Here is a 24131-nt window from a genome sequence, read left to right as displayed (position 1 = left end):
CGTTATGACGATAATATTTTCCCGTAAGTTAAACTGTAAGTATTCGTTCAGTTTCAATTAAGGAAAATAATTATCCAGCCCGCCCGGTCTGGCGCGAAGATAACACAACAGACCATTTTTGATTTATAAATAATCAGCCTTCACCACAATATTTTCAGGTTCGGCTGAGAATAATGCCCCTCTTATAAAAACCGAATTGCGGGCAGCGCCACGTGCCCAAAGGACCTTAACGGCGCGTTGTGGATCAGCTCCTCGTGCATCGAAGGCACGGCATGCCTGCAAAATCCCCTTTTTTGATTGCACAGACACTGGCGAATAAATCAACAAACGTGATATAGTTCACACATATTCTGTAACGAGAAACACCGTTTCATTCAGTTCGTCTGTTTTGTAGAGGATGGGTTTATGGCAGCCATTACTACCAGCATGGTTCTCCTGCGCTGGCCTTTGTTGAGTGCGGTACTGATGTTTTTAGCCAGCACGTTGAACATTCAGTTTCGTAAATCCGACTATGCCGGTCTTGCGGTAATCAGCACCCTACTGGGGCTTGGGGCCGCATGCTGGTTCGCGACGGGCCTGCTTGGCATCACCCTGGTGGATATCGCTGCCGTCTGGGAAAATATTAAAGTGGTGATGGTTGAGGCGATGAGCCACACGCCGCCAGACTGGCCGATGGTGATTACCTGATCACTGATGGAATAAAAAAACCCAGACGAGAGTCTGGGTTTTTTGTTTCAAGCACTCGGAAATCAGAACGGAATGTCGTCGTCGAAATCCATTGGCGGTTCGTTAGACGGTGCCGGAGCAGACTGCTGCTGCGGACGAGACTGCGCGCCGCCGCTGAACTGGTTGCCGCCCTGCGGCTGCTGAGGCTGACCCCAACCGCCCTGCTGCTGGTTCTGACCGCCACCCGCCGGTGCGCCACCGCCCTGACGGCCACCCAGCATCTGCATGGTGCCGCCCACGTTCACCACCACTTCAGTGGTGTACTTCTCAGCGCCGGACTGATCGGTCCATTTGCGGGTACGCAGCTGGCCTTCGATATAGACCTGAGAACCTTTACGCAGATATTCACCGGCCACTTCAGCCAGTTTGCCAAACAGCACAACGCGGTGCCATTCGGTCTGCTCTTTCATCTCACCGGTCGCTTTATCACGCCAGGATTCGGAAGTAGCCAGCGTAATGTTGGCAACTGCGCCACCACTCGGCATGTAGCGTACTTCCGGGTCCTGGCCCAGATTACCGACGAGAATCACCTTGTTTACGCCTCTGCTGGCCATGTTCGTGTCTCCTGAATACGTTTCTTAATAGTGTAAACGCGCGAGTGTACCATTTCCACGCGGCAATTTGCATAGTTGCGTAGTCGGTTCAGAAATCTCTCGCGGACTCGACATTGTTACACAGCGAATCAGAAAATGCATTCCAATACTGTATATTCAAACAGGTCAAATTGTGTCATAATTAGCCGTTTCTGACAGCCGTTTGTCCTTCAAACAAACCAGGCAATCCGTGTTCCAACCGGGAAAGGTGAATGGATAAGATCGAAGTTCGGGGCGCCCGCACCCACAATCTCAAGAATATCAACCTCATAATCCCTCGCGACAAGCTCATTGTCGTGACCGGGCTTTCGGGGTCTGGCAAATCCTCACTGGCTTTCGACACTTTGTATGCCGAAGGACAGCGTCGTTACGTTGAATCACTCTCTGCGTACGCGCGTCAGTTCCTGTCGCTGATGGAAAAACCGGATGTCGACCATATTGAAGGGTTGTCGCCTGCTATCTCTATCGAGCAGAAGTCCACCTCGCATAACCCGCGCTCAACGGTCGGTACCATTACCGAAATCCATGACTACCTGCGTCTGCTGTATGCTCGCGTGGGTGAACCGCGCTGCCCGGACCACGACGTCCCGCTGGCGGCACAGACCGTGAGCCAGATGGTGGATAACGTGCTGTCGCAGCCGGAAGGCAAACGCCTGATGCTGCTGGCACCGATTATTAAAGAGCGTAAGGGTGAACACACCAAAACGCTGGAAAACCTGGCAAGCCAGGGCTATATCCGCGCCCGTATCGACGGTGAAGTGTGCGACCTGTCGGATCCACCCAAGCTGGAACTGCAGAAGAAGCACACCATTGAAGTCGTGATTGACCGCTTCAAGGTGCGCGACGATCTCGCTACGCGCCTGGCGGAATCGTTCGAAACGGCGCTGGAACTCTCCGGCGGCACCGCCGTGGTTTCCGACATGGACGACCCGAAAGCGGAAGAGCTGCTCTTCTCCGCCAACTTCGCCTGCCCGATTTGCGGCTACAGCATGCGCGAGCTGGAACCGCGCCTGTTCTCCTTTAACAACCCGGCGGGCGCGTGCCCGACGTGTGACGGCCTCGGCGTGCAGCAGTATTTCGACCCGGACCGCGTGATCCAGAATCCCGAACTGTCCCTGGCGGGCGGCGCCATTCGCGGCTGGGATAAACGTAACTTCTACTACTTCCAGATGCTGAAGTCGCTGGCAGAGCACTACAAGTTCGACGTTGAAGCGCCGTGGGCCAGCCTGAGCCCGAACGTGCACAAAGTGATCCTGTTCGGTTCCGGTAAAGAGAACATCGAGTTCAAGTACATGAACGATCGCGGCGATACCTCCGTGCGTCGCCACCCGTTTGAAGGGGTGCTGCACAATATGGAGCGCCGCTACAAAGAGACCGAGTCCAGCGCGGTGCGCGAGGAACTGGCGAAGTTCATCAGCAACCGCTCCTGCGCCACCTGTGAGGGCACGCGCCTGCGTCGCGAAGCGCGCCATGTGTTTGTGGAAAATACGGCGCTGCCGACCATCTCAGACATGAGCATCGGCCACGCGATGGACTTCTTCAACAACCTGAAGCTCTCCGGCCAGCGTGCGAAAATTGCCGAAAAAGTGCTGAAGGAGATTGGCGATCGCCTGAAGTTCCTGGTGAACGTCGGCCTGAACTACCTGACGCTTTCCCGCTCGGCGGAAACGCTCTCCGGCGGTGAAGCCCAGCGTATCCGCCTGGCGAGCCAGATTGGCGCGGGTCTTGTAGGCGTGATGTACGTGCTGGACGAGCCCTCCATCGGCCTTCACCAGCGCGACAACGAGCGTCTGCTCGGCACGCTGGTCCACCTGCGCAACCTCGGCAACACGGTGATCGTGGTCGAGCACGATGAAGATGCGATCCGCGCGGCTGACCACGTCATCGACATTGGTCCGGGCGCAGGCGTGCACGGTGGTCAGGTCGTTGCGGAAGGGACGCTGAAGGACATTATGGCGGTGCCCGAGTCGCTGACCGGCCAGTACATGAGCGGCAAGCGCAAGATTGAAGTCCCGAAACAGCGCGTGGCGGCCGACCCGGAAAAAGTGCTGAAGCTGACCGGCGCGCGCGGCAACAACCTGAAAGACGTCACCCTGACGCTGCCGGTTGGCCTGTTTACCTGTATCACCGGCGTGTCCGGTTCCGGTAAATCGACGCTGATCAACGATACCCTGTTCCCGATTGCGCAGACGGCGCTGAACGGCGCGACGCTGGCCGAGCCTGCGCCGTACCGCGACATCCAGGGGCTGGAGCATTTCGATAAGGTTATCGACATTGACCAGAGCCCGATTGGCCGAACCCCGCGCTCTAACCCGGCGACCTATACCGGCGTCTTCACGCCCGTACGCGAACTGTTTGCCGGCGTGCCGGAAGCGCGTTCGCGCGGGTATACGCCAGGACGCTTCAGCTTTAACGTGCGCGGAGGTCGCTGCGAAGCGTGCCAGGGCGACGGCGTGATCAAGGTTGAGATGCACTTCCTGCCGGATATCTACGTCCCGTGCGACCAGTGCAAAGGCAAACGCTATAACCGCGAAACGCTGGAGATTAAGTACAAGGGCAAGACCATCCACGAAGTGCTGGACATGACCATCGAAGAGGCGCGGGAATTCTTTGATGCCGTTCCCGCGCTGGCGCGTAAGCTGCAGACGCTGATGGACGTCGGCCTGACCTACATTCGTCTGGGGCAGTCGGCAACCACGCTGTCCGGCGGTGAAGCCCAGCGCGTGAAGCTGGCGCGCGAGCTGTCAAAACGCGGCACCGGCCAGACGCTCTACATTCTGGACGAGCCGACCACCGGCCTGCACTTTGCCGATATCCAGCAGCTGCTCGACGTGCTGCATCAGCTGCGCGATCAGGGCAACACCATCGTGGTCATCGAACATAACCTGGACGTGATTAAAACCGCGGACTGGATTGTCGATCTCGGCCCGGAAGGCGGCAGCGGCGGCGGTGAAATTCTCGTTTCCGGTACGCCAGAGACCGTTGCAGAGTGCGAAGCCTCGCACACCGCGCGCTTCCTCAAACCGTTGCTGTAATTGTCACACGGAGAGCTGCTGTCGGGTGGATTCCGGCAGCAGCTCAACCGCCTGCTGATAGGACGCATCCACCAGGTAGTAAATTTGCGAGCCTGGAATTGAACCATCCAGATAGACGGTGCTCCAGTGCGCCTTATTGAGGTGCTTGCTCGGCCTCACGTCGTCATGCTGCTGACGGAGTAAATCCGCCAGTTCCGGGCTGGTTTTCAGCGATGCCGCCGGACGGCCGTCCACCTCTTTCACCATTGCAAACAGCACATCACCCACCTTAACCTGCGTGGCCTTCCAGTCGCTGTGAACGCTCTGCTCCGCGCCGGGCTTGCCCATGCAGTACTGAAGTATCTCCGAAATTGTCATCTTTATTCCCCTTGTAGCGTGGCGATAATTTTACGCGAACCACCGTGAATGCGATGCTCTCCCAGCCAGATCCCCTGCCACGTACCCAACACCAGCCGCCCGTTGTGAACCGGCAGCATCAGCGATACGCCGAGCAAAGAGGATTTAATATGCGAAGGCATATCGTCCGCCCCCTCATAATCATGCTCGTAAGGCGCATTGTCCGGGACGCTCTTCAGAAAATGGTTTTCCATATCAGACCGGACGGTGGGATCGCAATTTTCATTCAGCGTAAGAGAGGCTGACGTGTGCTGAAGCAGCAGATGCAGCAAACCCGTTTTGACCCGCGACAGATCGCGAAGTTGCCCGATGACTTCCTCCGTCACCAGGTGAAATCCGCGTGGTTTAGCGCTTAAGGTCAGAGTCTGTTGGTACCACATGTGCTGCTCCATGATGAAAGACGAATCTTTCTAAGTGTGCAGCAAGAAGACGAAAGGTAAAACCCGCGGCAGCGAGAATTGATCAAAAAATCGTCAAACACGCTGCCAGGGGCTCAATACTCCGAATTGACGATCACCTCTTCGCCAAACTTTCCGGCCATCGGCAGCGGTCGATAGGTTGAGTTAGAGGCGCGTAACACCCTGATACCTCTGGCTCCCACGTCCTGCGCGGCGGTAATGTCATTATCCGAATCGCCATAGAATATTTTGATGTTCTTCTGTTCCAGCCACTGGGTTTTGGTGTTTTGACCCTCTTTGTCGCCGGCAAAAATAACCGGGTTCATGCTGGCTGCCGGGATCTGGAAATCATCCTGCAGCGTTTTAGAGACGGTTTCCGTTTTGGTCTGGCTGCGGCCGGTCACAAAATAAATGCTGTCGCCGCGCTTCACGTGCATGGCAATCAGCGCACGGGCAACCTCTTTCGGGATGCTGTACTCGTCCCAGCCGTTATTCATTTTTTCCCAGAACTCCGGGTTCTTCAGATACGCTTCGCTGTCCGGTGAATACGTTTTCTTACCGCGCCAGAAGCCGGGGCTGGAGAACAGCACGGTATCGTCAATGTCAAAGCCCACGGCCATTGGCGCACGGCCCACCAGGCTGTTTTCGATTTGGGCCACGGAGACCCAGTGAATAGGCGCCTGCTCGGCAAGCATGGCGGCGGTGGTGCCGGTGTAAAGCGGCGTCGGTGCAGAAGCGCGCGCGACGACGGCGCTATTAAGTGAGAACAATAAGCAGGCGGCGCTGAGCGCCAGTGTGATCTTGCGCATATTTTCCCCTGAATATTCAGCTTGTTATCGTTTTATTTTGAGCGAATGGTCAAAAAACTATCCGACCATAACCCCAGCGGGAGGTGAAGGGAAGGAGTTTTTGCTTATGGAGCGGAATAAAAAAGAAGGCGATCACAAAGCGCAGAAGAAACGCGCAGACCCGGTAAGCGAAGCGCCACCGGGCGAATGACCGGCACCGGCGCGAACAAAAAAGCCGGGTGGCGGCTGCGCCTTACCCGGCCTACATATAGCATACAAGTAAGTGAATACTTACATCACTGCGGCAAACGCCTGCGCTACGCGGTGGACGTTGCTGGCATTCAGACCCGCCACGCACATACGGCCGCTGGCGATCAGGTAGACGCCGAACTCTTCGCGCAGGCGATCGACCTGCGCCGCGCTCAGTCCGGTATAGCTGAACATCCCGCGCTGCTTGAGCAGATAGTCGAAGTTATGCCCCGGCACGGCCTCTTTCAGAACGTTAACCAGCTCCTGACGCATCGACAGAATGCGCTTACGCATGGATTCCACTTCGGCGAGCCAGTTGGCTTTCAGCTTTTCGTCACCGAGAACCGTCGCCACCACCTGCGCACCAAAGTTTGGCGGGCTGGAGTAGATGCGGCGTACCGTCGCCTTCAGTTGACCCAGCACGCGACCCGCCGCTTCTGCGTCTTCACACACCACGGACAGACCGCCAACGCGCTCGCCGTAGAGGGAGAAAATTTTAGAGAAGGAGTTACTCACCAGAGCAGGCAGCCCGGCGCTGGCCACGGCGCGGATGGCGTAAGCATCGTCTTCCATACCCGCGCCAAAGCCCTGATAGGCAATGTCGAGGAACGGGATCAGGTTGCGGGCCTTAAGCACCTCTATCACCGCATCCCACTGATCGTGGGTGAGATCCGCACCGGTCGGGTTATGGCAGCATGGATGCAGCAGCACAATGCTGCGCGCCGGCAGGGTGTTCAGTTTTTCCAGCAGCGCCTCAACGCGCACGCCGTTAGTTTCGCTGTCGAACCACGGATAGGTCGCCACCTCAAAGCCTGCGCCCTCGAAGATCGCAACGTGGTTTTCCCACGTCGGGTCACTGACCCACACGCCTGAATCCGGGAAGTATTTTTTCAGGAAGTCCGCCCCCACCTTCAGCGCGCCCGAGCCGCCCAGCGTCTGGATAGTCGCCACGCGTTTTTGCGCGAGCACCGCGTGATCGGCCCCGAACAGCAGCGGCGCAATGGTGTTGCGATAGGCGTTCAGCCCTTCCATCGGCAGATAAAGAGAAGCACCGTGTGGAGCCGCGTTCAGACGCGCTTCGGCTTCAGCAACGGCGTTTAATTGAGGAATAATACCGTCCTCGTTGTAATACAGACCGATGCTGAGGTTCACTTTGTCGCTGCGAGGATCTTCTTTGAAACGCTCCATTAAGGAGAGGATAGGGTCGCCGGCATAGGCGTCAACTTTCTGAAACACGCGATGGTTCTCCGGAATTCGATGAGGCAGGGATTTCAACAATAAACCGGAATATCACGCAACACCACCCCTTAAGATTATCCTGCGATCGGCATAGGTTGTTTGCGTCCTCTGGCCCTGACATTTACCCAATATTTTCCCCTTCCCGCTTTCCATAAAGTGACTTCTGCGCAACCGCGCATTCACTGATTCAAGGAGTTCACATCATGGATTCACAATTTATTGGTTCAGTCATTAACGCCCTGCCGCTGGAGCATATGATCGGCGGTCCTCTGCAGGCGATGATCAAAGCACAGGTTCAGGCGAGCAAGTCTTATACCGACTTTCTGCTCTCAGTTTGTATTAAAGACGGCAAAGCCGTCGCGATCGAATTCGACTACGACGAAACCGTGGTAGACGAGCAAGGTGTAAACAAAGGCAGCGTGACCCGCAAGATGAGCATTCCGCTGCTGGCGGCGATCACACACCCTATCATCTGTATCGAAGACGGCACCATCGACTTTGAGCTGGAAGTGAGCCAAAGCGAAGCCAGTTCCAGCAGTACTGAAGCGGAGGCCTCCGTAGAAGCGTCCATCGGCTGGGGCGTATTCAAAGCAAAAATGACCGGCAAAGTCTCCCATAAATCGGAGCAGACCCGCTCGACCGATACACGCGCTAAATACTCCATCCATACCCAGATTAAACGCCAGGAGCCACCAGAAGCTCTGCAGCGCGTAATTGAGTACCTAACCAACGCCAAAACCAAGCCTGTCGCTGCGCAATAATCTTCCACGCCGCGACATACGGGCGATTCCGTAACGCAGGGGCTATCCGGGTAGCCCTTTTTCCAGGAGCGAAATATGTCTTTTAAAAAATGGCTGCGCGGCGGCAGGGATGAAGAGCCGGAAAACAAAACGGGCAAAGAGGATGAAGGTACGCCGCCGGCACAAGAAAATACACATCCTAAGCCGCCAGCCGATATTCCCGGCGTGCCAATCTCGCTTGAAGATATCACGCGCGGAATGCAGTACGCGGCCACGGCGGCCAATGAGCTGATTGCTCAGCAGTATATGAAGGCGCTGGATCCCTTTTTCGAACCCGCTGAAGACGGTTCGTTGATTCCACGCACGGTACAGCTGACGCTGGATGAACAACACTACTTTGACCTGCCCTTAGTCGCGCTTTCAACGCCGCGCGGGCTGATGCTGGAAAAAATGAAGGTCAACCTGACGATCCGCACGGAAGGCATGCAGGCACCTTCTCGTCAGTCCGGTGAAAACGAATTTGGCCGCTTTCACGTTAGCCTTTCGCCTTCAAGCGATAACAAAGGCGGGCGTGACAGTCGCCACGTCGATGTGGAGATGCAATTTACCGCGCTTGAGCCACCGGAAAGCGTTATGCGCTTGATTGACGAATACACCAACAAGGTGATTCCCCGTCCGAAAGCAGAGGAGACTTCGTAATGCAAAAACAACCAGAACGTACAGGTGACAAGGGTATTCAGCTGATTTGCCAGTTTGAAGGATTGAAGCTGGAGCGTTATCGCGATGCCGTAGGTTTATGGACGATCGGCTACGGCCATTTGATCCTCAAAGAGGAGATGGAAAAGCTGACCAAAATCACCACTGGCGAAGCCAAAGATCTGCTGCGCAGAGATCTGAAACGCACCGAGGACGGGGTAAAAAAACTGCTGAACCAACCAGCAACGCAGGCTCAATTCGACGCACTGGTTTCATTCGCCTTCAACCTTGGCGTGGGCAATTTAAAGAAATCCACGCTACTCAAAAAATTCAACGTGGGCGATGTTCAGGCCGCAGCGCTGCAGTTCAAAAGCTGGAATAAGGCAGGCGGGAAGGTCTTGTCCGGCCTGACGCGTCGCCGCGAGGCGGAAATGAAGTTATTTCTTGGTTAAATCTGGAGGTCAATATGACGTTATCTGTGGCTTTAAAAAAAGTGGTTTTCTTTGCATCCCTGATGGTCGTTATGCAGGTCAATGCAGCGTTACCCACCTGCGAGAATGAGATTAAGGACGTTAATACCTTCCTTTCTTTACAGGGCACCGCCCGAATAAATGATGTGGATGACCTGGCAAAAACATTGCGCAGTCTCACACAAACGGGGCGGCTGCCGTCCCGCTACATCACCAGCGATGAAGCGAAACGTCTGGGCTGGTCGGGTAATGAAACAGAAACACTTTGGGGGCTTAAACCCACCAATAACAAATGGATTGGTGGGGATAATTATACCAACCCGAAACTCCCTTTATCGCAATCCTGGTTTAGCGCCGATATAGATGTCTCTAAAGGATACCGGGGGTCCAAGCGACTGATCTATACACTTTCCGGGCCTCAGCGTTATCTCACCACCGATAAATACCAACATTTAGTGGAAGTAAATTCCTGTAATTAATCCATACGTTAATATCGGAGAAGCATGATGGAACTGAAAACAGAGTGTCTTCCAGCAGGCGTCCTTGGCTACAAGGCCTGTATATTTAGAGCAAAGGACTGGGATTCGACGAAATATCGTAACGAAACAAAAAATGATGCGGAATGGTCTGGATTTTATGTTGGCAGTACAGAAACCCTGACACTTGGCTATATGCCAGACTGCGCCGACAAGGCAGGGAATGGAATGGCCTACCTTAATATCGTGAACATTAGTGAACCTGCACGTATTATTGTATGCCACGATGAGAGACTTAAATCCCCTGCGCAGGACAAAACGGCATTACTAAAAGAAATTAAAGAAGCATTGCGCAGAATAGAAATCCCTGTAGCGGATAGCGATTTGTTAATACCCACACTGGCCCGCTATCGTTTCTACTTTAAATGCTTCAATAACGAGGAGAGTAACGATATGGAAATCATTATACCAAACGGTCTGGTTGGTAACGTAACGCTACAAAGCTATAAACAGCAAAAATTTATAAATGGCGTCGGTCAAACATTGATCAATTATGTCAAATAGTCGTAATAATGGGGTTTTTATTCACAACAAGACCCTTCTGCGAGGGTCTTGTTATCAATGAGGAGATTGACATGAATACCTCCGTTCCTCCAGCTTTAATTAGTGCTTCACTCCTGGCTCTTGCAGGATTATTCGGTGGTGTCAGTATATCTTTTTTTTGGCAACCACAGCGCTTGCATCAGCACAGCAAGTTCATTGCAGGCATTATCTTTGGAGGAATCAGTATGGGTGCCGCCGTAGCGTTAGGCGGCCTTACTGCAAGATGGTTGAAGATTGATTTAAACCAGTCGGATATCACCCTGGGATTAGGTTATATCCTGGGAGCAATGAGCAATGGTCTTATTGTTTGGCTGGCTAACTTTTTCCGCCGCCACGAGCAGCAGGATATTTTTGATGTTGCCTCAGTTATCAAAAAAAGAGTACGTAATGAAGCACTTCCCGATGCAACCCTGATTAATAATGATAAAGAGGATTAGAATGAGTAGCGTAACGGACTGGTGGATGTTGTTTATCACAATCATGCTGGACCTTGTCATATCTTTTATTATCCTCTTTTGTGCTTACAGTAGTAGAATAAAAAAACAACCTATTCCTTATAAAATAGGCTTTGCTGCGATAGCTTTTGGACTATTTGCACAAAGTGGATTGAACATTGAAAGCTTACTGACAGGCCATGATAACTTGAGCGCTAGCATCCCTTTCTGGTTTCTTCAGGATGCTGGAACATTAATAATCATTATTCGTTTCTTTTTATCAAAATAGATCCAACATAACAAAATGCGTGACAAACGCCATCGCCGTCACGCATTTTTAAATGAAATCATTTCAGGATACAACAGAATAGAAAAGACAACTCATTTATCAATGTATTTAAAATACAACCTTGCTGCCTGCGTACGGTTATTCACCTGCAAACGATGAAATATTGATTCCAGGTGAACCTTAACGGTACCTGCGCTAATGTTCAGCTCTCTTCCGATTTGCTTGTTTGTCCCGCCCCTTGCCAACAAGCTCAGTACTTCTTTTTGCCGCTGGCTAAGCATGAGAACGGGTGAATTAACTGTCGTCGCGGTACTACTCATAATAACCTGCTCTGGAATACAGATAACGCCCGATAATACTACATTGATAACTTGCACTATTTTTTCTGCAGAGAGTGATTTTGTGAATACACCTCTAATATTATGATGCTGATAAAGGTTAAAATTGCGCTCACACGCTTTACGGAACATGATCACTACCGGCACAGTCGGCCATTCAAGCTCAATCTCTTCAATAAATTTTGAATAGTCCATATCGCCATCAAGCAACACAATCGAAACTGGCGCTGACTTGAGCATTTCTTTTGCATCTTCGTAGCTGTTAGTAGCAGAAAAAGTACATTCTGGCATGACTCTCTTCAGTTCATTTTTCATACCATGAATGTAGATCGGTAGTTCATCGATCATTAATATATTCATTTCAACTTAACCTCATCCAAGAACCATTCTTTTAGATTATGATTATTAACATCCAGATATTCCGAAAATGAGTATGAGCGCTAATTGAAATCTTATAAAACTTCATTTGCCATAGGTCAAATATCATATGCAGCATGACTAACATCATGATGAAGCAGGGATGAAATCCACAAATAATGTTTTGCATCATTTTCTACGAAAAATAGCATTTCCCACAGGGCATATATTCATCCATATCGCTACTACCTATTATTTCTGTGCTGTAAACACAATTAACTGAGGAGAAAGATATGCCGTGGTCAAATCAATATGGTTTCTATTATAAAAATATGGCTTTTCAGAATTCGTGCTTCCCGAATTGCCTGCAGATGGTTCTGGCTAATTTCGGCACCTATTCCCGCAACGATATTCTCGAAAACCAGTGGGATGCCCTTCAGGTTGCCCACCATCTTCCCGGTCTCGCGATGCAGGCGCCGAATGAAGATGATGTTAATCGCAACCTGGCACGTACCGATCTTAAGGGGGCTGGCTGCAGGATCATCACTCCGTCAATGCTGGGAGATGATGTAAATCGTGAGGCGCTAGCGCTGGAAGTCCAGCACTATCTGGCTGACTATAGCGCAATGATTATTGGCGTCGGGCATGCGACAGTGATTTACCGGACCAGTAATGGGTTTGTTCATGTGATCCCCTCCCCGGACATTAACCAGGTGCACATTGAGCACTATGCAAACCTGGACATTGATGTTGTTGAACATCAGGGGCAACACGCGGTACGGGTGATTAACAGAGCAAACGGGCAACCCATTATTGCAGGAACTTTTGTGATGCTGCTTCGTCCTTAAAGCGGTGGCGGTGGCTCCCCAGGAGCCACCGTTGTTTATGGATCAATCCAGGTACTTCATCGCCACCCTTGACGTCAGGCGCGTAATAAGTTCGTAAGCACTCACTTTCGTGATTTCAGCAATGCGCTCAACGGGCAGTCCTTCACCCCACAGCACCGCATCATCGCCCGCTTTATCCTGGGCTTCCGGCCCGAGATCAACACAAATCATGTCCATCGCCACGCGGCCGACGATCTTCACTTCGCGACCGTTGACCAGAACCGGCGTACCCGACGGTGCGGCACGCGGATAACCGTCTCCGTAACCCATCGCCACCACGCCGAGACGCGTGTCGCGCTCGCTGGTCCAGGTGCCGCCATAGCCCACCGGCTCTCCCGCTTTGTGCTCACGCACGGCAATCAGCTTTGAAACGAGCGACATGACGGGCTTAAAGCCAAAGTCCGGCCCCCAGGGCTTGTTCTCCAGCGGCGACACGCCGTAAAGAATAATGCCCGGCCGCGCCCAGTCGAAGTGCGACTGCGGCCACAGCAGGATCCCACCGGAAGCCGCAATCGAGCGCATCCCCGGCTTGCCTTCGCAGAAGGTATTGAAGATATCCAGCTGCCGCTCGGTCGCCCCGCACTCGGGCTCATCGGCACGGGCGAAGTGGCTGACAATATTCACCGGCTGGCGCACGTTTTTGCACCGGCACAGGCGCTGATAAAACGCTTCCGCGCTTTCCGGACGTACGCCCAAACGGTGCATGCCCGTGTCGAGCTTCATCCAGACGGTCACCGGCTCGCTCAGTTCGGCGGTTTCGAGTGCGGTTAGCTGTTCTTCGTTATGTACCGCCGTGTGCAAATGCTGGTCAGCGATGGTCGGCAGATCGCTGGCTTCGAAAAAGCCTTCGAGGAGCAGTATGGGTTGGGTAATCCCTCCCGCGCGCAGGCGGAGGGCTTCTTCGAGACGGGCAACGCCAAAGGCGTCGGCATCGGGGAGCGTTCGCGCGGTCTCTAGAAGACCGTGTCCGTAAGCGTTCGCTTTCACGACTGCAACGAGCTTGCTGGCGGGCGCCAGTTCACGCAGACGTTGCAGGTTGTGTCGCAGAGCGCGGCGGTTAATCACAACAGTTGCCGCTTGCATTTGAATTCCTTAGAAATTACTCATCATCATATTGAGGACCGGCATAGTTGTCGAAACGCGACCACTGTCCGTTAAAGGTCAGACGCACCGTCCCGATCGGGCCGTTACGTTGTTTACCAATAATAATTTCGGCGATCCCTTTCAGATCGCTGTTCTCGTGATAAACCTCATCACGGTAGATAAACATGATTAAGTCGGCATCCTGCTCGATGGAGCCGGATTCACGCAGGTCGGAGTTGACCGGGCGCTTGTCGGCACGTTGTTCCAGAGAGCGGTTGAGCTGCGATAGCGCGACGACCGGCACGTGCAGCTCTTTGGCTAACGCCTTGAGCGAGCGGGAAATTTCTGCAATTTCCAGCGTACGGTTGTCGGAGAGCGACGGTACGCGCATCAGCTGAAGGTAGTCGATCATGATAAGGCCAATGCCGCCGTGTTCACGGGCGATGCGGCGCGCGCGGGAACGGACTTCCGTCGGCGTCAGGCCGGAAGAGTCATCAATGTAGATATTACGTTTTTCCAGCAGAATCCCCATGGTGCCGGAGATGCGCGCCCAGTCCTCATCGTCGAGCTGGCCGGTACGGATGCGGGTCTGGTCGACGCGCGACAGCGACGCCAGGGAACGCATCATGATCTGCTCGGAGGGCATCTCAAGACTGAAGATGAGTACCGGCTTATCCTGCAGCATCGCCGCATTTTCGACGAGGTTCATCGCAAATGTCGTTTTACCCATCGACGGACGCGCGGCGACGATAATCAAATCCGACGGCTGCAGGCCGGCGGTTTTCTTGTTGAGATCGTCATAGCCGGTGTTCACGCCGGTGACGCCGTCGTGCGGCTGCTGGAACAGCTGTTCGATACGGGCAACGGTGGCGTCGAGGACATCGGCGATATTTTTTGGGCCTTCGTCCTTGTTGGCGCGGCTTTCGGCGATTTTGAAGACGCGGGACTCGGCAAGGTCGAGCAGGTCTTCGCTGGTGCGACCCTGCGGATCAAAACCGGCTTCGGCGATCTCGTTCGCCACCGAGATCATCTCGCGGACAACGGCACGTTCGCGCACGATATCGGCGTAAGCGCTGATGTTCGCCGCACTTGGCGTGTTTTTTGACAGTTCTGCCAGATAGGCAAACCCACCGCAGCTGTCGAGTTGCCCCAGACGCTCCAGCGACTCCGCCAGCGTGATGAGATCGATCGGGCTGCCCGACTCCTGCAGACGCGCCATTTCGGTGAAGATGTGGCGGTGCGGGCGGGTGTAGAAATCTTCCGCCACGACGCGCTCGGCGACGTCGTCCCAGCGCTCGTTATCCAGCATTAAACCGCCCAACACCGACTGTTCCGCTTCAATCGAGTGCGGCGGGACTTTTAACCCTGCGACCTGGAAATCACGCTCGCGAGGTTCAGTCTGTTTGTTGAAGGGTTTGTTTCCTGCCATAGTGAATGGAGTTACCGAGATAAAGAGTGGGTCGAAAGATTACCATATTTTTCTGACGGAGGGAGCATGGCAACGCGCATTGAGTTCCAGAAACACGGCGGTCCGGACGTACTGAAAGCGGTGGAGTTTACCCCCGCAGCGCCTGGCGAGAACGAAATCCAGGTTGAAAACAAAGCCATCGGCATCAACTACATCGACACGTACATTCGCGGCGGCCTCTACCCGCCTCCGTCATTGCCGAGCGGCCTGGGCACCGAAGCGGCCGGCATCGTCATCAAAGTGGGCAGCGCGGTGAAGCATATTAAAGAGGGCGACCGCGTGGTGTATGCGCAATCTGCGCTGGGCGCTTACAGCTCCATCCACAACGTACCGGCGGATAAAGCCGCCCTGCTGCCCAACGCTATCTCCTTTGAACAGGCGGCGGCGTCGTTTCTGAAGGGTCTGACGGTTTACTACCTGCTGCGCAAAACCTATGAAATTAAACCCGACGAGCAGTTCCTGTTTCATGCCGCGGCGGGCGGGGTTGGGCTCATCGCCTGTCAGTGGGCAAAAGCGCTGGGCGCGAAGCTGATCGGCACCGTGGGCAATGCCCAAAAAGCGCAGCGCGCGCTGCAGGCGGGTGCCTGGCAGGTGATTAACTATCGCGAAGAGAGCATCGTTGAGCGGCTGAAGGAGATCACCAGCGGCAAAAAAGTGCGCGTGGTGTATGACTCGGTGGGCAAAGATACCTGGGAAGCGTCGCTGGACTGCCTGCAGCGTCGTGGGCTGATGGTGAGCTTCGGGAACGCGTCTGGCGCGGTGACGGGCGTTAACCTGGGTATTCTGAACCAGAAAGGCTCGCTCTACGTGACGCGCCCTTCCCTGCAGGGTTACATCACCAGTCGGGAAGAACTCGAGGAAGCCAGCAACGAGCTGTTTTCGCTGATCGCCAGCGGCGTAATTAAGGTGGACGTAGCCGACGCGCAGAAATATGCGCTGACCGAGGCGCAGCGCGCGCATGAGGTGCTGGAGAGTCGGGCGACGCAGGGATCGAGCCTGTTGATTCCCTGAGCCCCAAAAAGAAATTGGGCTTCCCGTGGGAAGCCCTTTCTTTTTTTAGTTCGGCTGTATGTAGGGTACAGCACGATGAATTCTGTAGCGGCAGCCATAGTGACAGATTCGATAAGTAAATCCTATTCTGTTCTAAGCCATGCTGCCGGGAAAGTTACAAGTATGTGACGAACCCCTCAATACCTTAGTAACGGAAGCGGTTATTGCGCTGATAAGTCGGCAGTTTTGGCGATTTAATCGCCCGTATCGCCCATACCACCGCAATGGCCAGCAGCAGCCACGGCAGAAGCTTAATGGTCAGGGCAAACAGCCCGCCGATAAACATCACCACCGTCGCCACGACAAGCGCAGCCAGAATGCCGAGCAGCGAAACGCCTGTCGCTAGCAGCATGACAAAAAAGCCAATCACAAAAAGTAGTTCCAGCATGGTGCTCTCCCACGAGTTCCCGAGTAATACAGTTTGTATTACAAGAATCATGCCAAACTTAACTCATTGTTATAAAAGCAAAACGCCCCGCGATAACAGGCAGGGCGTGGTGAATTTGACGAACTTTTAGCGAAAGTTATCGCTTGTCTGCGACCAGTCGCAGAGCATGTTCCAGAACCTCAATATCGGCACCGGCTTTATGCGCATTTTCACTAAGATAACGACGCCACTGCCGCGCGCCCGGAATGCCCTGGAACAGGCCCAGCATATGGCGGGTAATGTGGCCGAGATACGTGCCGTTGCTCAGCTCGCGCTCAATATAAGGATACATGGCGCGCACGACGGCAACCGGATCGGTGTCTGCGCCTTCAACGCCAAAGATTTCGCGATCGACCGTCGCCAGAATGCCCGGGTTCTGATACGCCTCGCGTCCGACCATCACGCCATCCATATGTGCCAGATGCGCTTTGGCCTCTTCCAGCGACTTAATGCCGCCGTTGATCGACATCGTCAGGTGCGGGAAGTCACGCTTTAGCTGATACACGCGCGGATAGTCCAGCGGCGGGATCTCACGGTTCTCTTTCGGACTGAGGCCAGAGAGCCAGGCTTTACGAGCGTGGATGATAAACATCTCGCACTCGCCTTTGCCGGACACCGTGTTGATGAAATCGTACAGGAACTCGTAGCTGTCCTGGTCGTCAATTCCGATCCGGGTTTTGACAGTGACCGGAATGGAGACGACATCGCGCATCGCCTTGATACAGTCCGCCACCAGCTGGGCGTTGCCCATCAGGCACGCGCCGAACATGCCGTTTTGCACGCGGTCGGACGGGCAGCCAACGTTGAGGTTGATCTCGTCGTAGCCGCGCGCTTCCGCCAGCTTCGCACACTGCGCCAGCGCGGCCGGATCGCTGCCGCCCAGCTGCAATGCAACCGGATGCTCTTCTTCGCTATAGGCCAGATAGTCGCCCTTCCCGTGGATGATTGCGCCCGTGGTCACCATTTCGGTGTACAGCAGCGTATGGCGGGAGAGCTGGCGCAGGAAATAGCGGCAGTGTCTGTCCGTCCAGTCGAGCATCGGCGCAATGGAGAAACGGTGTGCAGGGAAAGCGGTCTGTGATTCTGACGACATGGCGAAGTTTTAAGCATCTGGTGGAAAAGGGGCGCTACTATAGCACACGCACAAAAAGGATACGATCTGGCTTGATATGATATCAAAAAGTGATATCATTTATTTCAACTTTGGCGGGGAAGAAAATTAAAATGGAATCTATGAACTATGAAAACATTGAACGCCCGCCACCAAAAAACATTGCAGTTGATTTTCTCTGCGCCTACACCCAGTTCTCTGGAATGGCGCAGAATTGAAGCGCTTTTTATCGCATTGGGGGCGAAAGCCTCGGAAGGTAACGGCTCAAGGGTAAGATTCGAAATCAATGGAGTTGTGGCTTCGTTTCATCGTCCCCATCCGGATAAAGAAGCGAAGGTTTATCAGGTTCGCGACGCAATGGCTTTTCTCATCGCAACAGGGGTCTCTCCATGATTAACACTATGACTTATAAAGGCTATGCCGCAAAAATAGATTACAGTGATGAAGATCTCTGCTTCGTAGGGCATGTTGCTGGCATAAGAGATGTTATCGGTTTTCATGCTGATAACGTTGCTGCCCTACGTAAAGCGTTTGAAGAAGCAGTTGATGATTATCTGGCTTATTGTGCTGAGCAGGGCCGAGAGCCCTTGCGACCAGCTAGCGGAAAAATCAGTTTGCGCATCTCGCCGGAAGTCCATTCAGCGATCAGCATTGCCGCTGAAGTTTCTGGTAAAAGCGTGAATCAATGGATCAACGATACGCTGGCTAAAGCAGCACACGGATAAGTGTAAAGGGCACCAGCAAGGGTGCCCTTTGTGTTTAGAACGTCATGCTCAGCTGAGCCCCTGCGCCCCAGGTTTCGTCTTCACCATACAGGCCCATCAGGTCAACATGCACGGTGCTAAACGGTGCGAAACCGACACCGCCGGTAAAGACGTTGCTGTCGTTACCCTTCACGTCCGCGCGATAACCCGCACGCACCGCCAGCCAGCTCAGCGGCGTTACCTCGGCACCGACGCCAACATACTGCGACGTATCTTCGCTCTTGAAGCCTTTGGTTTCCGTCAGATCGCCATCGGCGGTCAGCGTGACCAGATCGTTGTGCCAGGCGGCACCGGCGGTCACCAGGGGACGGATCTGATAGGTGTCTTTATAGCTCACCACTTCTCCCGTACGGCCGTTGCGGATACGGATATCTTTGGTGTCGATATCGCGCGACATCAGGTTTTGACCGCTCACGCCGACCGTCCAGTGTTCGCCGAAATCAGCCGCAATACCGGCATCGACGTTGAAGCCCGTATCGTCAGTGCGGTAGCGGCTGTCGTTCCACTTGTTACTGTCGTAATCGTAGATTGAGGTGGTGTAGTTATAGACCCAGGTTTTTTGCAGTTTTGGCGTAACCCCCACGGAAACCGGGACGCCGCCAAGATCGAACTGACGGGCAACGGCGATACCATAGTCGGACACTATCGCCGCCCGGCCGGACGCCGTCGAGTTGAGGTTTTTCGTGATCTGGTCCGTGCCGTTCAGCGCAGCATCCAGGGCAACACCGGCTGCCACGACATTGCTTCGTTGAATACCACGCAGATAATCAATATCTTGCTGATCGATAGACGAACTCACCCGGCCATGGGCGTACCCTTTCGCCATAAAGGCCACGGAAAGCACATCGTTAGGGATACTCACGGCGAGCCCCGCGCCTGCCGTTGCGCGAGCGGTTTTGCCGTTGAGATAGTCCAGCTCGTCGGCCAGATCTTTGGCCGCGCCCTGGAACTGATTAATGGAACCTATTGGATTGGTGATAATTTCTCTTGGCGTGAGATTCTTCACCACGTCCTTGTAATGATTGATTTTATCGTTGATGTTATCAATCTCGTCCTGAAGATTGTCTTTATCCGTCACCTGCACCCCAACGGATGGCAGAATGACCGTCACATCATCGTCCGGTTTTGCCTTTGCCAACAGCGCCGGGTTAATTAACGCCCCACTGCCATAGCTCCCAGAGGCAACGCCCGTGCCGCCCATGGCGTCACTCCGTGATTCTGTCCAGGTATTGGCTGCTCCCGCCTGATTTGCCATAAACAAAGAAACAGCAATGCTAACCACTGAAAATTTAAAATTTTTTTTCACAGTATGCCCGTTATAGTCTGTTATGAAATAACCCCTGTCTGTTATCACCCAAACAGGAACGAACTATTGCTGTGAATAAGGAGTAAAAGACCCGCTATTTCTGTCCCTAAGTAAAACTCCCTTACGGCCTGTTATATTTTGTGACGGCCCTCAATATTTATAGAAGAGGAAATTATTTTTTCCCAGGTTTTCCATCATGCGGTCCAAAAAACTGGGGTGGGTGGTCTACCCAGCGGTCCTCGCGGGTGGCGGCATACACCGGGTTAAGCGGATAGTAGATGCGATTGTGCTTCTTGTTGGCCTCGCCCACGACCAGCAACCGCACCTCGTCGTCCGTGTTATTGATAAAGGTGTGGCAGACACCCGTTCCGGCAGGAAACCCCACGCTGTCCCCCGGTTCCAGTTTCCATAAATAGCCATTAATCCACGCTTCCGGATAGCCTTCGAGCACGTAAACGAACTCTTCTTCATCGCTTTCCGCGTGCGGGTAGGACGTCCTGCGCCCGGGCGGTAGCCGCTCATGATGAATGCCGATGCGCCCGAGCCCAAGCCTGCGGGCCAGCGGTGCGCCAATAGAAAACCGCTCATCGCTATCTGGATAGGTCGAGTCATCCGCGCCTTCCACGTCGCGCCAGTGCCGAATACAGTCAGGTCTTTCCATTATGAATCTCCCGGTTTGCGATGGGTCAGGTATAGCACAGACTGGCGGATCTCGGTGTTTTTACCAGAACATGGTAAAGTGGGGGTTGTCCGTCCTATTACATCCGGAGTGCTGCATGGATAAGTCCACAAAAGAGCTGTTAGCGCAGGCCGAAAAGCTGTGCGCGCAACGCAATGTGCGCCTGACTCCGCAGCGCCTTGAAGTGTTACGCCTGATGAGTCTGCAACAGGGGGCAATCAGCGCCTACGATCTGCTGGACCTGCTTCGTGAAAGCGAACCCCAGGCGAAACCACCCACGGTGTATCGCGCGCTGGATTTCCTGCTGGAACAGGGTTTTGTCCATAAAGTCGAGTCGACGAATAGCTACGTGCTGTGTCATCTTTTCGATCAGCCTACCCACACATCCGCTATGTTTATCTGCGACCGCTGTGGCGTGGTGAAAGAAGAAGCTGCGGAAGGCGTGGAGGACATTATGCATACGCTGGCGGCAAGAATGGGTTTTGCCCTGCGGCATAATGTGATTGAAGCACACGGATTATGCTCCGCGTGTGTTGAGGTGGAAGCCTGTCGGCATCAGGATGCGTGTCAACACGACCACTCTATACTGGTGAAGAAAAAGCCGCGTTAACGACAAAAGAAAAGGCGGCTTAGAGCCGCCCTGTGGGTTATTTCGCGTTACCAGCGGTAGTCGTTACGGGTTTCCCAGTCTTTGACTTCGTTTTCCGCCTGATCTTTCGCATAGCCGTAACGTTCCTGAATTTTACCGACAAGCTGATCGCGTTTACCTTCAATGACGGTCATATCGTCATCGGTCAGCTTACCCCACTTTTCTTTCGCTTTACCTTTGAACTGCTTCCAGTTGCCGCCGATTTCGTCTTTATTCATCATCGTGTCCTCTTAGTTAAGCGTCGGGTCGTAACGTCCGTTACGTTCTTTTCTGCTGGACGTGATAATTATTGTAGTTAAGGATTCGGCGGTGGTTTTCATATTCGGAATCTTTAACCGTCACGATATATCGTGGCGGGAGGAGAACCAGGTATTGTTTTGCCAGTGGCGATGCCAGATAAAGGCCAGCGACAGGCCTCGCAGAGAGAGAAACACCGCCAGCGCCAGCCATAAACCGTGATTGCCCAGCCAGGGGAGCGTCAGCAGCGTCAGGCCAAACCCTGCCGCCGCGACGGCCATGCTGTTACGCATTTCCGCCCCGCGCGTCGCGCCAATGAACATGCCGTCCAGCAGATAACACCAGACGCCGACCACCGGTAAGATGACTTGCCAGATGAGATAGTGGCTCGCCAGTTCACGCAGCGCAGGGAGAGACGTAAGCAACGCGACAATCTGCTCGCCAAAGCAGGCGTAAGCCAGGCCAAACGCCAGCGCCACCAGACCGGACTGGCGGCAGGCTGCCCGCCAGACGTCCCGAAGCTGCCCGCTTTCACGAGCACCGTAGGCCTGCCCGGAATGGGCTTCTACCGCATAGGCAAAGCCGTCCAGCGCGTAGGCGGTAAAGGTCAGAAGCGTCATCAGTACCGCGTTAACCGCGACGATTTCGGGCCCCAGGCGAGCCCCAAAAACCGTCAGCGCGCCGAAACAGAGCTGAAGCAGCAACGAACGCAGCATGATGTCCCGGTTAAGCGCCAGCAGCTTACGAATATTACCGCGCCATGCGGTTTTAAGGAGCGCCAGGGAGATCCCGCGCATCGCCAGCACCCGCCAGACCATCCACAAACCAATAATAAAGGTTCCGTATTCAGCAATTGCCGTCGCCAGCGCCGCGCCCTGCACGTTCATATGCAGGCCCATGACCAGCCAGACATCCAGCACAATGTTGAGCAGATTGCCCACCACCAGCAAAATCACGGGGGCGCGGGCATACTGTACCCCCAGCAGCCACCCCAGCAGAACCAGGTTAGCCAGCGAGGCGGGCGCGCTGAGCCAGCGGATTTCAAGGAAACGTCGCGCCTGGGTCAGCACAGCCTCGCTGCCGCCTACAACATGGAGCGCAAGGTCGATCAGGGGCGCACGCAATAAAACGATTAACGTCCCCGCGCCAAGCGCAAGGATCAGCGGCTGGACCAGCGCGCGCGCCAGACGCAACGGGTCTTTCGCACCATACGCCTGCGCCGTGAGTCCGGTGGTGCTCATGCGCAAAAAGAGCAGCAGCATAAACAGGAAGCTGGTTGCCGTCGCGCCAATTGCCACGCCGCCAAGATACACCGGTGAATCCAGATGGCCGATAACGGCAGTGTCGACCAGCCCCAGCAAGGGCACGGTAATATTGGAGAAAATCATCGGCAGTGCAAGACGCCACAATGCCTTATCGGATGCCGTCAGCAGTGACATGAAAAATACCGGGAGTGGAGAGTGAAGCAGGCTACAGCGAAGCCATAGCCTGTCAGGAAGAGATTACAGCCATTCACCGTTGCGAATGACCCCAACCGCCAGTCCTTCGATAGAGAAGTTCTGTTCGCGGAGATCGACCACAATGGGCGAGAACTCGCTGTTTTCAGGCAGCAACTGAACGCTGTTGCCCTGTTTTTTCAAACGCTTAACGGTCACTTCGTCATCGATACGCGCCACAACCACCTGGCCGTTACGCACATCCTGTGTTTTATGTACTGCAAGCAGATCGCCATCAAGAATACCGATGTCTTTCATCGACATGCCGCTGACGCGCAGCAGGAAATCAGCGCTCGGTTTGAACATGCCAGGATCAACCTGATAGTGGCCTTCAATATGCTGCTGTGCCAGTAAAGGCTCACCGGCAGCAACACGCCCCACCAGCGGAATCCCGGTCTCTTCTTCCACCAGCAGGCGGATACCCCGTGACGCGCCCGAGACAATCTCAATTACGCCCTTACGTGCCAGCGCTTTCAGGTGTTCTTCGGCAGCATTTGGAGAACGGAAGCCCAGACGCTGCGCGATTTCCGCACGCGTGGGTGGCATACCCGTCTGGCCGATATGATCCCGAATGAGATCAAACACCTCTTGCTGCCTGGTCGTTAACGCTTTCATTCCGCCCCCTGGGTGTATATACAGTTATGCTGTGAGTATATACAGTCAAAGGTGATTTTGGAACCAAAAACTGCACAAAAAACCAGGGACTTAATTATTCCTCGAGGCTCATCGGAAATGTGACCAAAGCAACGTGACCCAGGTAATGACTGCAGTGATAATCGCCAGCAGCACAGCGGCAGAGCCCATATCTTTCGCGCGGCCGGAAAGCTCGTGGAAATCAGAGCCGATCCGGTCGACCACGGCCTCAATAGCGCTGTTGAGAATTTCCACTATCATCACCAGAAGTACAGAACCGATGAGAAGCACGCGGGTCACGGCATCTACATCAAGGAAACAGGCGACGATCACCGCGATGATAGCGGCGACGCCCTCCTGGCGAAAAGCGGCTTCGTTGATCCACGCGGCACGGAAACCTTTCCATGAATAGCCGGCGGCTTTGATGATACGCGTTAACCCAGTGGTATTATTGGCCATTAAAAGAACCTTTTAAGAAAAAAAGCGTCAGTAACAGGAATGGTAGCGCGTTTCG

At 54.0% G+C, this 24131-nt stretch carries 30 protein-coding genes; 14 read left to right on the top strand and 16 right to left on the bottom strand.

All coding sequences use genetic code 11. The annotated features are described in order from the left end of the window. Positions 1–405 precede the first annotated feature (405 nt). Positions 406–687: a YjcB family protein gene (locus ACMWKK_RS21200; protein WP_032644710.1), complete on the top strand. Its 282-nt coding sequence runs from the start codon at positions 406–408 to the stop codon at positions 685–687. Between the two features lie 62 nt (positions 688–749). Here the strand turns inward: ACMWKK_RS21200 and ssb1 are convergent, their stop codons facing one another. Next, positions 750–1280 carry a single-stranded DNA-binding protein SSB1 gene (gene ssb1, locus ACMWKK_RS21195; protein WP_006177466.1) on the bottom strand — a complete coding sequence of 177 codons (531 nt, stop codon included), beginning with the start codon at positions 1278–1280 and terminating at the stop codon, positions 750–752. A 251-nt stretch (positions 1281–1531) separates the two neighbouring features. Here ssb1 and uvrA point away from each other — a divergent pair, with 251 nt between their 5' ends. Beyond that, positions 1532–4354 (top strand): excinuclease ABC subunit UvrA, encoded by a 2823-nt coding sequence (uvrA, locus tag ACMWKK_RS21190; RefSeq protein ID WP_045328845.1) that lies wholly within the window; start codon positions 1532–1534, stop codon positions 4352–4354. A gap of 3 nt (positions 4355–4357) precedes the next feature. On the opposite strand, the gene ACMWKK_RS21185 is transcribed toward uvrA, so the two are convergent. The 4 genes from ACMWKK_RS21185 to tyrB all read right to left on the bottom strand — a co-directional run bounded on the left by ACMWKK_RS21185 (position 4358) and on the right by tyrB (position 7421). Beyond that, positions 4358–4711 (bottom strand): MmcQ/YjbR family DNA-binding protein, encoded by a 354-nt coding sequence (locus ACMWKK_RS21185; RefSeq protein WP_045328846.1) that lies wholly within the window; start codon positions 4709–4711, stop codon positions 4358–4360. Positions 4712–4713: 2 nt separating this feature from the next. After that, positions 4714–5130, bottom strand: coding sequence for a secondary thiamine-phosphate synthase enzyme YjbQ (locus ACMWKK_RS21180; RefSeq protein WP_045328847.1), 417 nt, complete (start codon positions 5128–5130; stop codon positions 4714–4716). Between the two features lie 113 nt (positions 5131–5243). Beyond that, on the bottom strand, positions 5244–5957 hold the full coding sequence (aphA, locus tag ACMWKK_RS21175; protein ID WP_112781560.1) for an acid phosphatase AphA: 714 nt from the start codon (positions 5955–5957) through the stop codon (positions 5244–5246). 270 nt (positions 5958–6227) lie between these two features. Further along, positions 6228–7421: an aromatic amino acid transaminase gene (gene tyrB, locus ACMWKK_RS21170; protein WP_048994414.1), complete on the bottom strand. Its 1194-nt coding sequence runs from the start codon at positions 7419–7421 to the stop codon at positions 6228–6230. 206 nt (positions 7422–7627) lie between these two features. Between tyrB and ACMWKK_RS21165 the strand changes: the two genes are divergently transcribed. The 7 genes from ACMWKK_RS21165 to ACMWKK_RS21135 all read left to right on the top strand — a co-directional run bounded on the left by ACMWKK_RS21165 (position 7628) and on the right by ACMWKK_RS21135 (position 11132). Continuing rightward, positions 7628–8185 carry a DUF2589 domain-containing protein gene (locus tag ACMWKK_RS21165; RefSeq protein WP_045328850.1) on the top strand — a complete coding sequence of 186 codons (558 nt, stop codon included), beginning with the start codon at positions 7628–7630 and terminating at the stop codon, positions 8183–8185. A gap of 75 nt (positions 8186–8260) precedes the next feature. Continuing rightward, positions 8261–8863 carry a DUF2589 domain-containing protein gene (locus ACMWKK_RS21160; RefSeq protein WP_112781561.1) on the top strand — a complete coding sequence of 201 codons (603 nt, stop codon included), beginning with the start codon at positions 8261–8263 and terminating at the stop codon, positions 8861–8863. Next, positions 8863–9312: a lysozyme gene (locus tag ACMWKK_RS21155; RefSeq protein ID WP_112781562.1), complete on the top strand. Its 450-nt coding sequence runs from the start codon at positions 8863–8865 to the stop codon at positions 9310–9312. Before ACMWKK_RS21160 ends, ACMWKK_RS21155 begins: the two co-directional genes overlap by 1 nt. A 14-nt stretch (positions 9313–9326) precedes the next feature. Further along, a complete protein-coding gene (locus ACMWKK_RS21150) occupies positions 9327–9809 on the top strand; it encodes a ribonuclease domain-containing protein (protein WP_112781563.1) in 483 nt (160 codons plus the stop codon). 24 nt (positions 9810–9833) lie between these two features. After that, positions 9834–10370 carry a hypothetical protein gene (locus tag ACMWKK_RS21145; protein ID WP_127902846.1) on the top strand — a complete coding sequence of 179 codons (537 nt, stop codon included), beginning with the start codon at positions 9834–9836 and terminating at the stop codon, positions 10368–10370. A 71-nt stretch (positions 10371–10441) separates the two neighbouring features. After that, the gene (locus ACMWKK_RS21140) at positions 10442–10846 is read left to right on the top strand and encodes a hypothetical protein (RefSeq protein WP_045328855.1); all 405 of its coding nucleotides are present in this window, start codon (positions 10442–10444) and stop codon (positions 10844–10846) included. Position 10847: 1 nt separating this feature from the next. Beyond that, on the top strand, positions 10848–11132 hold the full coding sequence (locus ACMWKK_RS21135) for a hypothetical protein (RefSeq protein ID WP_045328856.1): 285 nt from the start codon (positions 10848–10850) through the stop codon (positions 11130–11132). A gap of 92 nt (positions 11133–11224) precedes the next feature. Here the strand turns inward: ACMWKK_RS21135 and ACMWKK_RS21130 are convergent, their stop codons facing one another. Beyond that, the gene (locus ACMWKK_RS21130) at positions 11225–11818 is read right to left on the bottom strand and encodes a response regulator transcription factor (protein ID WP_223239951.1); all 594 of its coding nucleotides are present in this window, start codon (positions 11816–11818) and stop codon (positions 11225–11227) included. Positions 11819–12120: 302 nt separating this feature from the next. On the opposite strand from ACMWKK_RS21130, the gene ACMWKK_RS21125 reads away from it, so the two are divergent. Continuing rightward, entirely contained in the window at positions 12121–12675 is a 555-nt protein-coding gene (locus tag ACMWKK_RS21125) for a hypothetical protein (protein WP_112781564.1), read from the top strand. Between the two features lie 42 nt (positions 12676–12717). On the opposite strand, the gene alr is transcribed toward ACMWKK_RS21125, so the two are convergent. Together alr and dnaB are read right to left on the bottom strand one after the other, a co-directional pair. Beyond that, positions 12718–13797, bottom strand: a complete 1080-nt coding sequence (gene alr, locus ACMWKK_RS21120; protein ID WP_112781565.1) for an alanine racemase — start codon at positions 13795–13797, stop codon at positions 12718–12720. A gap of 16 nt (positions 13798–13813) precedes the next feature. After that, positions 13814–15226 carry a replicative DNA helicase gene (gene dnaB / locus ACMWKK_RS21115; RefSeq protein WP_023310046.1) on the bottom strand — a complete coding sequence of 471 codons (1413 nt, stop codon included), beginning with the start codon at positions 15224–15226 and terminating at the stop codon, positions 13814–13816. A 66-nt stretch (positions 15227–15292) separates the two neighbouring features. Between dnaB and ACMWKK_RS21110 the strand changes: the two genes are divergently transcribed. Continuing rightward, complete coding sequence (locus ACMWKK_RS21110; protein WP_112781566.1) at positions 15293–16276, top strand: quinone oxidoreductase; 984 nt, start codon at positions 15293–15295, stop codon at positions 16274–16276. A gap of 184 nt (positions 16277–16460) precedes the next feature. On the opposite strand, the gene pspG is transcribed toward ACMWKK_RS21110, so the two are convergent. Continuing rightward, complete coding sequence (gene pspG, locus ACMWKK_RS21105; protein WP_014882144.1) at positions 16461–16703, bottom strand: envelope stress response protein PspG; 243 nt, start codon at positions 16701–16703, stop codon at positions 16461–16463. A gap of 136 nt (positions 16704–16839) precedes the next feature. After that, positions 16840–17835, bottom strand: a complete 996-nt coding sequence (gene dusA, locus ACMWKK_RS21100) for a tRNA dihydrouridine(20/20a) synthase DusA (protein WP_112781567.1) — start codon at positions 17833–17835, stop codon at positions 16840–16842. A gap of 147 nt (positions 17836–17982) precedes the next feature. On the opposite strand from dusA, the gene ACMWKK_RS21095 reads away from it, so the two are divergent. Continuing rightward, positions 17983–18246, top strand: a complete 264-nt coding sequence (locus ACMWKK_RS21095; RefSeq protein WP_112781568.1) for a type II toxin-antitoxin system HicA family toxin — start codon at positions 17983–17985, stop codon at positions 18244–18246. Then, positions 18243–18578, top strand: a complete 336-nt coding sequence (locus ACMWKK_RS21090) for a type II toxin-antitoxin system HicB family antitoxin (RefSeq protein ID WP_023334163.1) — start codon at positions 18243–18245, stop codon at positions 18576–18578. The genes ACMWKK_RS21095 and ACMWKK_RS21090 overlap by 4 nt, the downstream gene beginning before the upstream one ends. A gap of 34 nt (positions 18579–18612) precedes the next feature. Here the strand turns inward: ACMWKK_RS21090 and ACMWKK_RS21085 are convergent, their stop codons facing one another. Together ACMWKK_RS21085 and ACMWKK_RS21080 are read right to left on the bottom strand one after the other, a co-directional pair. Beyond that, entirely contained in the window at positions 18613–19923 is a 1311-nt protein-coding gene (locus ACMWKK_RS21085; RefSeq protein ID WP_112781569.1) for a conjugal transfer protein TraF, read from the bottom strand. Positions 19924–20095: 172 nt separating this feature from the next. After that, positions 20096–20584, bottom strand: a complete 489-nt coding sequence (locus ACMWKK_RS21080) for a cupin domain-containing protein (protein ID WP_112781570.1) — start codon at positions 20582–20584, stop codon at positions 20096–20098. 115 nt (positions 20585–20699) lie between these two features. Here ACMWKK_RS21080 and zur point away from each other — a divergent pair, with 115 nt between their 5' ends. After that, positions 20700–21212, top strand: coding sequence for a zinc uptake transcriptional repressor Zur (zur, locus tag ACMWKK_RS21075; RefSeq protein ID WP_032644700.1), 513 nt, complete (start codon positions 20700–20702; stop codon positions 21210–21212). A 47-nt stretch (positions 21213–21259) separates the two neighbouring features. On the opposite strand, the gene ACMWKK_RS21070 is transcribed toward zur, so the two are convergent. The 4 genes from ACMWKK_RS21070 to ACMWKK_RS21055 all read right to left on the bottom strand — a co-directional run bounded on the left by ACMWKK_RS21070 (position 21260) and on the right by ACMWKK_RS21055 (position 24076). Next, a complete protein-coding gene (locus tag ACMWKK_RS21070; RefSeq protein ID WP_024906712.1) occupies positions 21260–21469 on the bottom strand; it encodes a CsbD family protein in 210 nt (69 codons plus the stop codon). A gap of 120 nt (positions 21470–21589) precedes the next feature. Beyond that, positions 21590–22927 carry an MATE family efflux transporter DinF gene (gene dinF, locus ACMWKK_RS21065; RefSeq protein WP_112781571.1) on the bottom strand — a complete coding sequence of 446 codons (1338 nt, stop codon included), beginning with the start codon at positions 22925–22927 and terminating at the stop codon, positions 21590–21592. Positions 22928–22990: 63 nt separating this feature from the next. Further along, complete coding sequence (gene lexA / locus ACMWKK_RS21060) at positions 22991–23599, bottom strand: transcriptional repressor LexA (protein WP_045328881.1); 609 nt, start codon at positions 23597–23599, stop codon at positions 22991–22993. 108 nt (positions 23600–23707) lie between these two features. Beyond that, the gene (locus ACMWKK_RS21055) at positions 23708–24076 is read right to left on the bottom strand and encodes a diacylglycerol kinase (protein WP_045328882.1); all 369 of its coding nucleotides are present in this window, start codon (positions 24074–24076) and stop codon (positions 23708–23710) included. Positions 24077–24131 lie beyond the last annotated feature (55 nt).

Source organism: Enterobacter sp. 01-M-03-SI-ECC (genome assembly GCF_047530215.1).
Taxonomy (GTDB): domain Bacteria; phylum Pseudomonadota; class Gammaproteobacteria; order Enterobacterales; family Enterobacteriaceae; genus Enterobacter; species Enterobacter chengduensis.
Note: the sequence above shows the minus strand (reverse complement) of the source record. Positions and strands in the feature narration are given on the sequence as shown.

Coding starts and splice junctions, on each gene's coding strand:
- ACMWKK_RS21200 (WP_032644710.1), top strand. CDS start 406: ATGGCAGCCATTACTACCAGCATGGTTCTCCTGCGCTGGCCTTTGTTG.
- ssb1 (WP_006177466.1), bottom strand. CDS start 1,280: ATGGCCAGCAGAGGCGTAAACAAGGTGATTCTCGTCGGTAATCTGGGC.
- uvrA (WP_045328845.1), top strand. CDS start 1,532: ATGGATAAGATCGAAGTTCGGGGCGCCCGCACCCACAATCTCAAGAAT.
- ACMWKK_RS21185 (WP_045328846.1), bottom strand. CDS start 4,711: ATGACAATTTCGGAGATACTTCAGTACTGCATGGGCAAGCCCGGCGCG.
- ACMWKK_RS21180 (WP_045328847.1), bottom strand. CDS start 5,130: ATGTGGTACCAACAGACTCTGACCTTAAGCGCTAAACCACGCGGATTT.
- aphA (WP_112781560.1), bottom strand. CDS start 5,957: ATGCGCAAGATCACACTGGCGCTCAGCGCCGCCTGCTTATTGTTCTCA.
- ACMWKK_RS21165 (WP_045328850.1), top strand. CDS start 7,628: ATGGATTCACAATTTATTGGTTCAGTCATTAACGCCCTGCCGCTGGAG.
- ACMWKK_RS21160 (WP_112781561.1), top strand. CDS start 8,261: ATGTCTTTTAAAAAATGGCTGCGCGGCGGCAGGGATGAAGAGCCGGAA.
- ACMWKK_RS21155 (WP_112781562.1), top strand. CDS start 8,863: ATGCAAAAACAACCAGAACGTACAGGTGACAAGGGTATTCAGCTGATT.
- ACMWKK_RS21150 (WP_112781563.1), top strand. CDS start 9,327: ATGACGTTATCTGTGGCTTTAAAAAAAGTGGTTTTCTTTGCATCCCTG.
- ACMWKK_RS21145 (WP_127902846.1), top strand. CDS start 9,834: ATGATGGAACTGAAAACAGAGTGTCTTCCAGCAGGCGTCCTTGGCTAC.
- ACMWKK_RS21140 (WP_045328855.1), top strand. CDS start 10,442: ATGAATACCTCCGTTCCTCCAGCTTTAATTAGTGCTTCACTCCTGGCT.
- ACMWKK_RS21135 (WP_045328856.1), top strand. CDS start 10,848: ATGAGTAGCGTAACGGACTGGTGGATGTTGTTTATCACAATCATGCTG.
- ACMWKK_RS21130 (WP_223239951.1), bottom strand. CDS start 11,818: ATGATCGATGAACTACCGATCTACATTCATGGTATGAAAAATGAACTG.
- ACMWKK_RS21125 (WP_112781564.1), top strand. CDS start 12,121: ATGCCGTGGTCAAATCAATATGGTTTCTATTATAAAAATATGGCTTTT.
- alr (WP_112781565.1), bottom strand. CDS start 13,797: ATGCAAGCGGCAACTGTTGTGATTAACCGCCGCGCTCTGCGACACAAC.
- dnaB (WP_023310046.1), bottom strand. CDS start 15,226: ATGGCAGGAAACAAACCCTTCAACAAACAGACTGAACCTCGCGAGCGT.
- ACMWKK_RS21110 (WP_112781566.1), top strand. CDS start 15,293: ATGGCAACGCGCATTGAGTTCCAGAAACACGGCGGTCCGGACGTACTG.
- pspG (WP_014882144.1), bottom strand. CDS start 16,703: ATGCTGGAACTACTTTTTGTGATTGGCTTTTTTGTCATGCTGCTAGCG.
- dusA (WP_112781567.1), bottom strand. CDS start 17,835: ATGTCGTCAGAATCACAGACCGCTTTCCCTGCACACCGTTTCTCCATT.
- ACMWKK_RS21095 (WP_112781568.1), top strand. CDS start 17,983: ATGAAAACATTGAACGCCCGCCACCAAAAAACATTGCAGTTGATTTTC.
- ACMWKK_RS21090 (WP_023334163.1), top strand. CDS start 18,243: ATGATTAACACTATGACTTATAAAGGCTATGCCGCAAAAATAGATTAC.
- ACMWKK_RS21080 (WP_112781570.1), bottom strand. CDS start 20,584: ATGGAAAGACCTGACTGTATTCGGCACTGGCGCGACGTGGAAGGCGCG.
- zur (WP_032644700.1), top strand. CDS start 20,700: ATGGATAAGTCCACAAAAGAGCTGTTAGCGCAGGCCGAAAAGCTGTGC.
- ACMWKK_RS21070 (WP_024906712.1), bottom strand. CDS start 21,469: ATGAATAAAGACGAAATCGGCGGCAACTGGAAGCAGTTCAAAGGTAAA.
- dinF (WP_112781571.1), bottom strand. CDS start 22,927: ATGTCACTGCTGACGGCATCCGATAAGGCATTGTGGCGTCTTGCACTG.
- lexA (WP_045328881.1), bottom strand. CDS start 23,599: ATGAAAGCGTTAACGACCAGGCAGCAAGAGGTGTTTGATCTCATTCGG.
- ACMWKK_RS21055 (WP_045328882.1), bottom strand. CDS start 24,076: ATGGCCAATAATACCACTGGGTTAACGCGTATCATCAAAGCCGCCGGC.